10 protein-coding genes are annotated in these 12,499 nt (G+C 71.3%); 2 read left to right on the forward strand and 8 right to left on the reverse strand.

Annotation, left to right across the window (positions count from 1 at the left end; translation table 11 throughout):
- Positions 1-124 precede the first annotated feature (124 nt).
- The 4 genes from BLT59_RS16745 to BLT59_RS16760 all read right to left on the reverse strand — a co-directional run bounded on the left by BLT59_RS16745 (position 125) and on the right by BLT59_RS16760 (position 4,290).
- Positions 125-1,384, reverse strand: a complete 1,260-nt coding sequence (locus BLT59_RS16745) for an N-acetylmuramoyl-L-alanine amidase (RefSeq protein WP_091782496.1) — start codon at positions 1,382-1,384, stop codon at positions 125-127.
- 137 nt (positions 1,385-1,521) lie between these two features.
- Positions 1,522-2,133, reverse strand: a complete 612-nt coding sequence (locus BLT59_RS16750; RefSeq protein ID WP_091782500.1) for a hypothetical protein — start codon at positions 2,131-2,133, stop codon at positions 1,522-1,524.
- 199 nt (positions 2,134-2,332) lie between these two features.
- Positions 2,333-2,689, reverse strand: coding sequence for a phasin (locus BLT59_RS16755; protein ID WP_091782794.1), 357 nt, complete (start codon positions 2,687-2,689; stop codon positions 2,333-2,335).
- A 335-nt stretch (positions 2,690-3,024) separates the two neighbouring features.
- Entirely contained in the window at positions 3,025-4,290 is a 1,266-nt protein-coding gene (locus BLT59_RS16760) for a glycosyltransferase (RefSeq protein WP_091782504.1), read from the reverse strand.
- A gap of 123 nt (positions 4,291-4,413) precedes the next feature.
- On the opposite strand from BLT59_RS16760, the gene BLT59_RS16765 reads away from it, so the two are divergent.
- On the forward strand, positions 4,414-5,679 hold the full coding sequence (locus BLT59_RS16765) for a glycosyltransferase family 4 protein (protein ID WP_091782798.1): 1,266 nt from the start codon (positions 4,414-4,416) through the stop codon (positions 5,677-5,679).
- Between the two features lie 163 nt (positions 5,680-5,842).
- Positions 5,843-6,019, forward strand: coding sequence for a hypothetical protein (locus BLT59_RS31335; RefSeq protein ID WP_173009393.1), 177 nt, complete (start codon positions 5,843-5,845; stop codon positions 6,017-6,019).
- 21 nt (positions 6,020-6,040) lie between these two features.
- On the opposite strand, the gene BLT59_RS16770 is transcribed toward BLT59_RS31335, so the two are convergent.
- From BLT59_RS16770 to BLT59_RS16785, 4 genes are all read right to left on the reverse strand, one after another.
- Positions 6,041-8,533: a putative bifunctional diguanylate cyclase/phosphodiesterase gene (locus BLT59_RS16770; protein ID WP_091782507.1), complete on the reverse strand. Its 2,493-nt coding sequence runs from the start codon at positions 8,531-8,533 to the stop codon at positions 6,041-6,043.
- Between the two features lie 94 nt (positions 8,534-8,627).
- Positions 8,628-10,310 (reverse strand): acyl-CoA dehydrogenase family protein, encoded by a 1,683-nt coding sequence (locus BLT59_RS16775; protein ID WP_091782510.1) that lies wholly within the window; start codon positions 10,308-10,310, stop codon positions 8,628-8,630.
- A 231-nt stretch (positions 10,311-10,541) separates the two neighbouring features.
- On the reverse strand, positions 10,542-10,748 hold the full coding sequence (locus tag BLT59_RS16780) for a hypothetical protein (RefSeq protein WP_091782512.1): 207 nt from the start codon (positions 10,746-10,748) through the stop codon (positions 10,542-10,544).
- A 191-nt stretch (positions 10,749-10,939) separates the two neighbouring features.
- Complete coding sequence (locus BLT59_RS16785; RefSeq protein WP_091782515.1) at positions 10,940-12,490, reverse strand: FAD-dependent oxidoreductase; 1,551 nt, start codon at positions 12,488-12,490, stop codon at positions 10,940-10,942.
- Positions 12,491-12,499 lie beyond the last annotated feature (9 nt).

The following is a 12,499-nucleotide window of genomic DNA, read 5'->3' on the forward strand; positions in this document are numbered from 1 at the left end:
TCATCCGGCGCGTGCGTCCGCTCTCGATGCGGTCGGCCCCCGGACGGTCCCGTCAGGCCCCCTCGGAATGCCGGTTTCGGCGGCCGTGCGACGGGGCGTCGGACGTCCCGTATCGACACTCTATCTATGGTGAAACTGGGGCGGCGGCTGCCGAGCGGCGTGTCCCGGCCGGGCGGCCGAGCGTGGCGCGGTTGGTGAAGAACAGGTCGATCGCCTTGGCCATGGAGCCGGTGACACCGGCTCGCCACTCCGGCGATTGCAGCATCTCCAGGTCGCGCTTGCTGGAGAGATAGCCGAGTTCCACCAGCACGCTCGGCACGTCGGGGGAGCGCAGCACCACGAAGCGCGCCTCGCGGTGGGGCTTGGCGCTCATCTCCATCACCGGGCCGAGCTGGCCCATCAGCGTGCGGGCGAAGCCCGAGGAGAAGCCGCGGGTCTCGCGCAGGGTCAGCTCCTGCAGGATGTCGGCGATGTCCGGCGGCGCCTCGGCGGAATCGACGCCCGCGGCGGCGTCGGCGCGGTTCTCGCGCTCGGCAAGCTTGGCGGATTCGACGTCGGTGGCCTTCTCGGCATTGGTGTAGATCGTGGCCCCGCGCACCTGGGGCGCCGCCGAGATCGAATCCGCGTGGATCGACACGAACAGGTCGGCCCTGGCCTCGCGGGCGAGGCGGACCCGCTCGGCGAGCGGCACGAACACGTCGCGGTCGCGGGTCATCCGGACCCGGTAGCGGCCACCGGCCTGCAGCTTGTCCACCAGCGCCTGGGCGAAGCCGAACACGATGTCCTTCTCGAACACCCCGCCGACCGCAATGGCACCGGGATCGGTGCCGCCATGGCCGGCATCGACCATGATCAGCGGGCGCTGGTCGGCGGGCTCCGGCGGAACGCTGCGGGCCTGGGCGGGGGCGGGATCGGCGGCGGCCGCCGCCTTGCGGAAGGCGTCTCGGTCGGCGCGCTGCAGCGGGATCGTGAGCAGTACCGCGCCGTCGCGGGGCCGCGTTGCCGTCTCGATCTTGCCGACGGTGGCGGGAGCGGCGAGGTCGATCACGATGCGGGAGCGCCCGGGCGCGAACAGGCCGTAGCGGAAGGATTGCACGAGGCCGTCGCGACGACTGCCGGTGCCCGATTCGAGCTGGAAGTTGACCTCGGGCAGGTCGATCACCGCCCGGTCGGGCCGCTCCATCACGAAGCCGCGGGCCTCCACGGCCCGGGACAGCGTCAGGATGAGCCGTGTGGTGCCGGCCTGGCTTGCGAGGTCGGCCCCGATGGCGACGGCCGGCTTCTCGCCGTTCTGTGCGGCAAGCGGCGTCCCCGCCAGTGCCGCCAGAAGCGCCACGGCGAGGCGAAGCCATGCGGTACGGATCAGGCGCGCGCAGTTCGGCATCGGTCCGGTATCGTCTCCCGTGCCCTCCGTTAAGGCATGGAACCGGCTTGGTTAACGGGCGGTTGCCGTCGCCGGTTCGATCCGGCCGGCCTTGTGACCGGGATGCGACAAGTCCCGCGCCGCTCCGAGGCACGGTCTCAGGGGTGCGTGATGACGCGGCTCGCCTGACCGACCACCGTGACCCAGCAGGTCAGAGATGCGTCGGCGGCCCGCTGAACCTCACCGACCTGCAGGCGAATCACGTCGGCCGGGGAGCGGGCGCCCGAGAGCGCCCGCAGATGCGCGAGGGCGGCCTCGCCCTCGCCGCGCATGTAGCGGGCAATGGTCGAGCCGATCCCGACGACGTCGAGGCGGTCGGGCGCGACGGTGATTCGGTTCGGGGCCGCGGTCGCGGCGAGTCCCGGCCCCGCGGCCGGCACCGGCGGGAGGGCGATGTCAATCGCGGCCTCAACTCCGGAGGCCGTCTCGGTGGCGGCCCCAGCCACCGGTTCGGACGGGACTCCCGCCCTGGCGTCGGGCGTATGCCCGGCCACGATCTCGGACGCCGTGTCAGGCGTCGCCTCGATCATGACCGCTTCGACCGCCCCGACTCCTGCCTGGACGGCTTCGACGGGCCGATCGGTCGCCGGACCGGGTTGATTTGCCGTGTTCGGGGCGTCCGCGGCTTGGATCTCGGGCGAGGCCGGCACGGCCTGCAACGGCTTGGGCGTCCCGGTGGGGCGGCTCCTCGGTCGACGCGGCTTACCCATCGCGCGATCTCCTCCTGTCGGCGTCGGCCCGTCCTGACGGAGCGGCGGCCGGAGGATCGTGTGCGGCCGGCTCGCCCGCGGTGTCGGCGCCGGACCCGTGACGCCCGGGCGTCAGAGCGTGGGATCCGGCTGGCGCTGAGCGGCCTTCCGGACCCCGGATTGCGTCCCCGATCGCGGATCGGGGACGGGTCGACCGACCTTAGCGGGCGGCGGCGTTCTGGGCGAGAGCGCCGTAATCCTTGGCCTGGGCCTGGAGCGCGGCGAACTGGCTGCGGACGAACTCGGACTGGAGCTCGAACGCCTCGCGGAGGTCCTTCGTGCGCACCAGCTTCTGGGCGAAGTCGAAGGTCGCGTTCGCGTTGGCCTGCGCGTGATCAAACCCCTTCGCGACCGCGGCGCTGAAGGTCGACTGGAAGGTCTGGCCCGAAGCCTGGACCTGCTCGGCGGCCTTAACGGCGTTCGCCATCAGGGTGCCGACGGCGGTGCGAGCCTGATCGACGCTCTTGTCGGCGAAGTCGCGCATCTCGGTCGGGATCTCGAAATTCGGGGTCTGCATCGATGTCTCCAGCATCATTCATGGAGCGGGACGCCGGATGCGTCCGCGGTGACGCGCCTCTATATGTTGCACCGCAACAAGAAGTCAAGTGCAGGTTCCGGAGCAGCACCAAACCTGGAAGCCCGATAAAATGCCGATCCGAGGTCCTTACCCAGTCATCGGCTCGCGGCCTGAGACCGATAGCAGATTGCGTGCGAGCTATGCCATCCATCTGAGTGGCCAAGATTGCTAGCTCCGGCAATGGGCGATGTTACAAAGAGCTATCTTTCTGTCCAAGAGGGCACGAACGGAACGTGAATTCTTCTGGTATGCCAATCGTTCCGGCGCGCGCCGGATCATTGCGCTTCGAGGATCGCTTCCCGATGCTGCATCGCACCAGACACGGATCCGGCCAGTCCGGCGTAGAGCGCGCAAAGTGCGGCCGTATGGGCATCCAGGCTCATCGGCGCCGCGTGGAACAGCCTGCGGGCCTCCCGCCCGAGGGTATCGGCCACGGCATCGTCCCGGAGCGCCGTGAAGGCCGCGGCCAGCGGCTCGATCTCCGGGGCGACCACGAAGCCGGTCCGGCCCTGCCGCACCTTCTCGGCGGCGCCAGAGCGGTCGGAGGCCACGACCGGGATGCCGGCCGCCAGCGCCTCGTAGACGGTGAGCGGCCCGGTCTCGTACCAGCGTGACGGCGCGGCGAGCGCCCGAGCGCGGGCGCGGAGCGTAGCCCAGACTGCCGCAGGGCTCCGCCATCCGATCACCTCCACGCCGTCCCGGCCGCGCAGCTCTGCCTCCAGTGGGCCGGCGCCGATGAACAGGGCGGCGAGGCCGGCACGGCGCGCGGCATCGGCCACGAGGTCGGCGCCCTTCTCGCGGGTCAGGCGGCCCACATAGGCGATCGCGTCGCCGCGGGCGGGTTCGGCCGCCGGCCCCTCCGGGAGCCGGACCGGGTTGTCGACCCGGTGATGCGTGAGGGCGTAGCCGCCGAGCAGATCCCCGAGCCGTTGCCGGCTGGCGTCGCAGACATGGACGACGTGGAGCGGATCGCGCCGGGTCGCTTGGCCGACGGCCTTCCGCAGCGCGGCGGCGCGGGCGACCCGCACGAGCTTGTGGACCCGGCTGCGGGGATCACAGGGCGCCGCGATGCAGGCGGCCGAGAGGGGCGCGAGCCCGCACGGCTCGGCCCGGTCGAAGCGGTAATAGACGCCGTTCGGGCAGGCCAGGGCGTAGTCGTGCAGGGTCACGATCAGGGGCACACCGGCCTCCGACAGGACCGGAAAGATTGCCGGCGACAGGGCCCGGGTCCATTGGTGCAGATGAATGCAGTCCGGCCGCAGGGCGAGCCCGGCAAGGGCCGCGGCGAGCCGGCGGGCGGCATTCGCGTGCCAGATCCCGGCGGCGGCGGCCCGCGCCGCGCCGAGCGACCAGATATCGGGCAGGCCGAGGTCGATCCGGCGAATGCCGGCATGGTCGAGGAGCGGGTCGACCGGACCCGGGATCGCCTGGATGTAGGTGACGGCGAGGCCGGCCTCGGCGAGCCCGCGCGCGGATTCCAGCGCCACCTTCTCGGCCCCGCCGGTGGCGGCCGCGAATTCGGCCAGGATCACGACATGCATGGTGACCCTCCCGGGGATCGATCGGTCTCGCAGGCCAGGAGGATGAGGCAGACCGGTTTACGGGCGATCAACCGCGGCCGGATACAGATGTCGGCCTCGGATCGCAGCGGCGGAAGTCCTGACGTGCACGTCGTCCTCGTCGCAGACCACGCCGCGATCAACGGCGGCCAGGCCAAGGTCGCCATCGAATCCGCCCTGGGGCTCGCTGCCCGGGGGATCCGCGTCAGCCTGTTCGCCGCGGTCGGCCCGGTGGACCCGCGGCTGGAGCCGGCCGGCATCCGGGTGGTCTGCCTGGAGCAGGACGACGTCACCACGGCGCGCAGCAAGCTCGCCTTCGCGGCCCAGGCGATCTGGAACAAGCCGGCGCGCCGCGCCCTGGCGGCGGAGCTCGCCGCCTGCGATCCCCGGGACACGCTGGTCCACGTTCACGCCTTCGCCAAGGCGCTGTCGCCGTCGATCGGCCCAGCGCTCCGGACCTCCGGGCTGCCCTGCCTCTACACGATGCACGAGTTCTTCCTCGTCTGCCCGACCGGCGGCTTCTACGCCTATCCGGAGCAGCGGATCTGCCATCGGACCCCGATGTCAGCCGCCTGCATCGTGGCGAATTGCGACGCGCGCAGCTACCCACGCAAGGTGGCCCGGATGATCCGCCATGCCGGCCTCGCCCACGTGGCCCGGCTGCCAGAGCTGTTCTCCCACATCATCACGATCAGCGACCTGCAGGAGAGCGTCGTGCGGCCGCTGATGCCCCGCGGGACCGTGTTTCACCGCGTCGACAACCCGATCGCGGTGGCGCGGGCGCCGGTGCACGCGGGCCCGCCGGGCGACGTCCTATTCGTCGGGCGGATCTCCACCGAGAAGGGCGCGCCGATCTTCGCCGAGGCGGCCCGGCGGGCGGGGGTGCGGGCGGCCTTCGTGGGCGACGGGCCCGAGCGGGCCGAGCTCGCCGCGCGCTACCCCGAGGCGGCGATGCTCGGCTGGCGCGACGCCGAGGCCGTGCAGGCGCTGATGCGGCAGGCCCGGGCGCTGGTCTTCCCGAGCGTCTGGTACGAGGGTCAGCCGCTCACCGTCTACGAGGCCCTGGCCTGCGGCACGCCGGTGATCGTCAGCGACGCCTGCGCGGGGCGCGAGGCCGTGACCGACGGCGAGACCGGGTTCTGGTTCCGCTCGGGCGACCCTGACGCGCTGGCCGCACATCTGCTGCGCCTGTCCGACGACAGCCTCGCCGCCCGGATGGGCCGGGCTGCCCACGACCGCTACTGGGCCGCGCCCCTGACCTTGGATGCCCATCTCGACCGCCTCGAATCCGTCTACGAGACGGTCATGCGCGCGGCTGCCACCCGCGCGCGGACCCTCGGCCCGGTCGGGCGGCCGCTCGCGACCGCCTGATATCCCGGTTGAGCGTCAGCGCCCCGCCCTGGAAAGGCGCGACCCGCCCCTTCGGACCCGCCAGATCGACGCGCCGTCCGCGAAGTATCGGAAACACCCGCCCTCCGTCGCGTTGATGCCCACCAGCACCCTTGCGTGCCTCCGTCACGGATGAGCGAGCGACATGGCCGAGAACCACAAGCCGAACGAGAACAAGCCGGGCTTCCAGCAGGGCAGCGCCAAGCCGGGCGACGCCAAGAACCCCGACAACAAGCAGGAGAAGCTGAACGAGCGCCTGGACGACGCCCTGGAGGAGACCTTCCCGTCGAGCGACCCGGTCTCGGTGAAGATCACCAAGTAGGCCCCCGCGCGCCGGGCGGGATCAGGCCGCCCGGTCGCCCGGGATCGCCTCCCGTTCGCCGTCGATCAGGCGGCGGGCCTCGGGCCCAGGGACCGCGCGGCTGAACAGGAACCCCTGCACCTCGTCGTAGCCCTCGGCGCGGAGCATTGCGAGCTGCTCGGCGGTCTCGACACCCTCGGCGGTGGTGGCGATGCCGAGGCTGGTGCCCAGGCTCGCCACCGCCCGTACGATCGCCGTGCAGTGGGTGTTCTCGCCGACTTGGCTCACGAAGGAGCGGTCGAGCTTGATCTTGTCGAACGGGAAGCTGCGCAGGTAGCTCAGGCTCGAATAGCCGGTCCCGAAATCGTCCATCGCGATCCGGATCCCCATGGCCCGCAACTCGTGCAGGGTCGCGAGATTGGCGGTGCTGTCGGCGAGCAGGACCGATTCGGTGATCTCCAGCTCGAGACGCCGCGGGTCGAGCCCCGTGACGGCGAGCGCGCCGCGCACGGTCTCGACCAGGTTGCGGTTGCGGAACTGGATCGGCGACAGGTTCACGGCGAGCCGGATCGTCTCCGGCCACGCCGCCGCCTCGGCGAAGGCGGTCTGCATCACCCAGGCGCCGATCGGCACGATCAGGCCGGTCTCCTCGGCGAGCGGCACGAACTCGGCCGGCGAGACCGGGCCGTGCTCCGGGTGGTGCCAGCGCAACAGCGCCTCGAAGGCCAGGATCCGGTCGGCGCGGGCATCCATGAGCGGCTGGTAGACCAGCGAGAACTGGCCGCGGGCGAAGGCCTCGCGCAGCTCGTTCTCGCGCCGCCGCCGCGCCTGCACCCAGGCATCCATCTCCGGCTCGAAGCACCGGAAGGTGCCGCCGCCCTCGGCCTTCGCCCGGTACAGGGCGAGGTCGGCGTTCTTCATCAGCGTCTCAGGATCGGTGCCGTCCCGGGGCAGGCAGGCGACGCCGATGCTGGTGCCGATGTGGCAATCCTGGCCCTCCAGGCGGAAGGGCCGGCCGAGCTCTGCGATCACCCGGGCGATCAGCCCGTCGGCCAGCGCCGGGAGATCCAGCCCGCGCACCAGGATGGCGAACTCGTCGCCGCCGAGCCGGGCCACGAGGTCGTCCTTGCGCAGGCAGCCGGCGATCCGCTCGGCCGCCTCGCGCAGCAGCGTGTCGCCGACCGGATGGCCCAGCGTGTCGTTGACGATCTTGAACTTGTCGAGGTCGAGGCAGAGCAGCACCGCCTCCTCGCCGTCCCGGGCGTGGCGGGCGATCGCCTCGCCGAGGCGGTCCCGGAACAGCACGCGGTTCGGCAGCCCGGTAAGGGCGTCGTGGTGGGCCATGTGGGCGATGCGGGCCTCGGCCCGGCGCCGCTCGGTCATGTCGATGGCGGCTTCGAGCACGGCCTGCCGCCCCTCGAACGGCATCGCCCGCTGGAACAGGGAGACCTCGATCGCCGACCCGTCGGCGCGGCGGTGGAGCGAGCCGGCGGCGGAGGGCAGGCCGAGCCCCGTCGCCTCCTCGGCCGCGATGGCGAGGTCGGCCGGCGCCCGGCTCAGGAACTGCTCGCGGCTGTAGCCGTAATGCGCGACGGCCGCGTCGTTCACCGCCAGGAAGCGGTCGCGCGCGTCGGCCACGACCCACATCGGCACCGGGTTGTTCTCGAACAGGAGCCGGAACGAGGCTTCCCGGGCCTTGATATCGCCGACATCCGTCATGGTGACCGAGAGGAGATCGCCGACGCAGCCCGCCTCGACCTTGAGGTAGAGCGTGCCGCCGTCGGACCGGGGGCGGCTCAGCTCGAAGGCGGAGCGCCCACCCCGCTCGACCATGGCGGCGAGCGTCGCGATCGTCCGCTCGGTGATCGCCCCGGGGAAGAACTGGCCCACGCGCTGCCATTGCAGGGCGGCGGCGGGGCGCTCGAGGAGCCGCTCGGCGCCGCGGTTGAGGGCGACGATCTTGAAATCGACCGGGCGGCCCGCGGCGTCCCGGATCGTGCTGAGGGCCAGGATGCCCTGGTCGGTGGCCGTGAACATCGCCTGGACCAGCTCGGTCCGGACGCTCGCCCCGTCGAACCCGATCAGCACGAACGGCTCGCCCCACCGGTTGCCCAGGGGCAGGCCGACGAGGCGGGTCGAGGTCACGACCCCGGCTGCGAGGCGATCGCACCGGCTGTAGGCAGGTAGGCCCGACGCGAGGGCGGACGTGACCATCTCGTCGACGGGCTCGCGCAGCTCGATCGGGAGCGCGTCGACCGGGAGGGTCTCGACCGGCGGGCCTGCCGAGCCCTCCACGCCGTCCGCGAGCCAGGCACCGAAGGCCTGGCCCGCCCAGAGAATCCGGGCGGCCCGCCCGTCGCGGGTGGTCACCAGGGCGGCCCGGTCGGCGAGGCGGCCGAGGCTCCCGAGCACGACGGCCTCGTAGGACGGGATCGGCGCCCCCGGCGTCCGGCAATCCTGCCAGTGCCGGAGGAGGTTCTTGCCCGTCTGTCCGTCGTCGTGCTGCGCGCTCACCGAGCCGCCCCAGTTGTTCACCGGGCGTCAGGAAGCAGGGACTTCGTTTAAGCCGGGTTCATATGCCGACTTATAATCCCATGTTACGTACTATTCCCCAGCTTTAGCTGGGATTTCAGGCGGATTCGAGCAGCCGGCGGGCGATCACCTGGGCCTGGATCTCCGCGGCGCCCTCGAAGATCGAGAGGATGCGCGCGTCGCACAGGATCCGGCTCACCGGGTACTCGAGCGCGAAGCCGTTGCCGCCGTGGATCTGGAGGGCGTTGTCGGCCGCCGCCCAGGCGACGCGGGCGCCGAGCAGCTTCGCCATCCCGGCCTCCAGGTCGCAGCGCTTGCCGGCATCCTTCTCGCGGGCCGAGAAGTAGGTGAGCTGGCGGGCGATGTTGATCTCCACCGCCATCATGGCGAGCTTGTCGGCCACCCTCGGGAAGCTGACGAGCGGCTTGCCGAACTGAACCCGCTCCTCGGCGTAGCGCAGGCCGACATCGAGGGCCGACTGGGCGACGCCGATGGCCCGCGCCGCGGTCTGGATGCGGGCCGATTCGAAGGTCTGCATCAGCTGGGCGAAGCCCTTGCCCTCGACCTCGCCCAGCAGGTTGCCGCCCGGCACCTCGAAGCCCTCGAAGGCGAGCTCGTACTCCTTCATGCCGCGGTAGCCGAGCACCTCGATCTCGCCGCCCGACAGGCCCTGGACCGGGAAGGGCTCGGCATCGGTGCCGCGGGGCTTCTCGGCGATCAGCATCGAGAGGCCCTTGTGGCCCTTCTCTTCGGGCTTGGTGCGCACCAGCACCGTCATGATGTCGGCGCGGACCGGATGAGTGATCCAGGTCTTGTTGCCGGTGATCTTCCAGACGTCGCCCTCCTTCACCGCGCGGGTGCGCAGGCTGGCGAGGTCGGAGCCGGTGTTCGGCTCGGTGAAGACGGCGGTCGGCAGGATGTCGCCCGAGGCGATCTTCGGCAGGAAGCGCTGCTTCTGCTCCTCGGTGCCGCCGCACAGGATCAGCTCCGCGGCGATCTCCGAGCGTGTGCCCAGCGAGCCGACGCCGATATAGGCCCGGGACAGCTCTTCCGAGACCACGCACATGGCGGTCTTCGGCAGGCCCATGCCGCCGTATTCCTCGGGGATCGTCAGGCCGAAGACGCCGAGCTCGGCCATCTTCTGCACGATCTCCATCGGGATGTAGGCGTTCTTCAGGTGCCACTCGTGCGCCTGATCGACCACCTCGGCCTTGCCGAAGCGGCGCATCTCGGAGCGGATCGCCTCCATGTCCTCGTCGAGGCCCGAGGCGCCGACCGTGGCCGAGCCGCTGCCGTCGCGCATCTGCGCCACCAGGGCGGCGCGGTTCTCCGGCGTGTTGCCCTCGGCGATCAGGGTCTCGACCGCCTCGGTGCGGTACTGCGCCACCTCCTTGGCGGAGAGGCCGAGCGACCCGGTGAGGCGGACCATCTCGCCCTGGCTCATCGGGATGCCGGAGAAGAGCTGGTCGAGATACTCGCCGGCGCCGATCCGGACGAGGAGCGCCTCGGTCTCGCCGAACCGGCCCTCGGCCTGGAGGCGCTCGGCGTAGCCGCCGAGTTCGTTCACCGCCTCCGCGTAGGTCGCGAGCCAGGCGAGCCCGTGGGCAGCGTGCTGCTGGCTCTCGAGCTTGGCCGCGTCGACCCGCCCGTCCGTCCCGAGGACCCGCGTGCGGACCCGCCGGGTGGCCTCCGCGACGAGGGCCTTGGCGCTCTCGCCGGCGGCCCTCGCGAGGGCGACGACATCCTGCGGCTCGGTCTGGATGGCGGGGGATGCGGACATGATTTTTGCTCGCGTGGCGTCTTCTTGGATCGGATCTTTTAACCTGCCGCGCTCCGGAGCCGAAGCAGATTTCGTTTGGCTCGTCTTGAACTCAAGTTGAATGCCGGGCTCGTGAGCCAGTGCGTAGCGGATCGAAGTCAAGGCCGGACCGGTGCGGCGATGCGCATCGATCCGGACATTGATGATCAGTCCGACGGGCTGTTGGAAGCTGTTCGCCAGACCGTGTCCAGCTCAGCGCCTCTGCTCGCAGCGCGTCTTCACGTAGGCTCCATCCTCCCCCTTGAAGCCGGTGCTGGCCGCCAGCACCGGTCCCTGGACGAGACATTCCTGGAGCGTGTGGGCCGGGCCGGTGACCACGTCGAGGGCGGTCTCGCGGGAGCAGTCCGGGGCTTGGACGGAGGCGGCGCAGATGAGGGCGACGACGACGATCTGGTTCATGGGGCCTCCCGTACAGGCCCGGCTCTCAAGACGGCGGGCGGCGTCTACCGAAAGATGAACCATCGGAACTGGTTCCATCGACCTGAGCGGTCCATCTTCGCGCGCGCAGCAAAGCAATCCCATGCAGCGCCGCGCTCGATGCGGTTCTACGATCCTGTGTCGCTTCCCGGCATGCGCGATGACGGAGCGCGTCACACCAGAGCGGGAAGATCTGCGCCGGACTCGATCGCCTCCGGGCTGGGTACGCGCCCCTCGCCCAGCAGGTGCAGGAATGCCGTGAAGGCCGGGTTGCGGCCGATGCTGCAGGCGGCCACCGCGCGGTTCTCGCGGATATAATAGGCGATGAAGTCCAGCGCTGCCGGATCACCCTGCAGGATGATCCGCTCGAAATCCGGCGCGTAGCCGCCGTAATCCAGGCGCTTGTCGCCCTGGTTGCTCCAGAAGAATGGCGTGCCCGCGAAGGCGTCGGTAGCACCCAGGATCGCCCGGGCGACGTGGGTGCCGTGCTGCTGCGCCAGCCGCCAATGCTCGATCCGAGCGGTGACGCCGCTGATGCGCTCCGGGAAGGCCGCGATATCGCCCGCGACCCAGACCTTGTCGGCGAGCTTCAGGTCGGCGCCCACCGGCAGGCCGCCGGTCTCGTCCGGCTCCGCCCCGGCGACGATCCCGGTCTCCGGCGCGGCGCCGGCGCCGATCAGCACGAGGTCGGCCGGCAGCCGCGCGCCGTCCGCGGTCTCGACCGCCTCGACGGATCCGGTTCCGGCGATCCGCGCGACCTCGCCCGTCACGAAGGTCACGCCGTTGCCGGCGTGGTAGCGCTTCAGCGCCGCGCCCACGGCCTCGCCAAAGCGCTTGGCGAAGGGGGTTTCCTCCCGGGCCAGCACCGTCACCGACAGGCCGCGCTTGGTCAGGAAGGCCGCGGCCTCCAGGCCGATGAAGCCGGCGCCGATCACCACCACGCGCGTCGCCCGCTCCGCCGCGGCGCTGAGCCGCACCGCGTCGTCGAGGCTGCGCAGGGTCATCACGCCTTCGAGGTCCCTGCCGTCGAAATCCGGCACCACCGCGCGGCTACCGGTGGCAATCAGCAGCGCGTCGCCGGACAGGAGCCGTCCGTCCGCCAGGGTGACGCTGCAGGCGGCCGGATCGATCCGGATCGCCTCCGCTTCGATCCGCTCGACCCGATGGGCGGCGGCGAAATCCGGCTCCAGCAGGGTCTTCTCCGCCGGGGTAGGCTTGGCCAGGAACTGCTTGGACAGCTTGGTCCGGTCGTAGGGCGGATGGTCCTCCCGGCCGACCATCGTGATCGTCCCCGAAAACCCGTCGCGCCGGAGGGTGGTAACGCAGGCCACGGCCGCCGCGCCGGTGCCAACGACCAGGACCGTCGCGATGGGCGTCCGCGCCTGCCGCGCCGGGGCAGGTTCGGGAGTCAGCGTCGCCACCGCCTCGCCGCCCTCGATCCGGACGGGATAGCGGGTGAGTCCCTCCAGCGCCGGCGGCTCCTCCAGGCTGCCGTCGGCGACCGCGAAGGCCGCCTTGTGCCAGGGGCAGTAGAGCCGGCCGCCGCAGATCTCGCCCTTGGCGAGCGGCGCCCCGAGATGCGGGCACTTCGCCTGAAAGGCACGCACGCCGTCGGCGTCGCGCACGAACAGCACCGCGTTGTCGCCAGCCTTGCCCTCGGCCTTGCCGCCCAGGGGGATCGCGTCGAGGGCGAGGCGGATCTCGCGGGGCTTGTCCTGGTTCATCCTCGCCTC

The organism is Methylobacterium sp. UNC378MF (assembly GCF_900103195.1).
Lineage (GTDB): Bacteria > Pseudomonadota > Alphaproteobacteria > Rhizobiales > Beijerinckiaceae > Methylobacterium.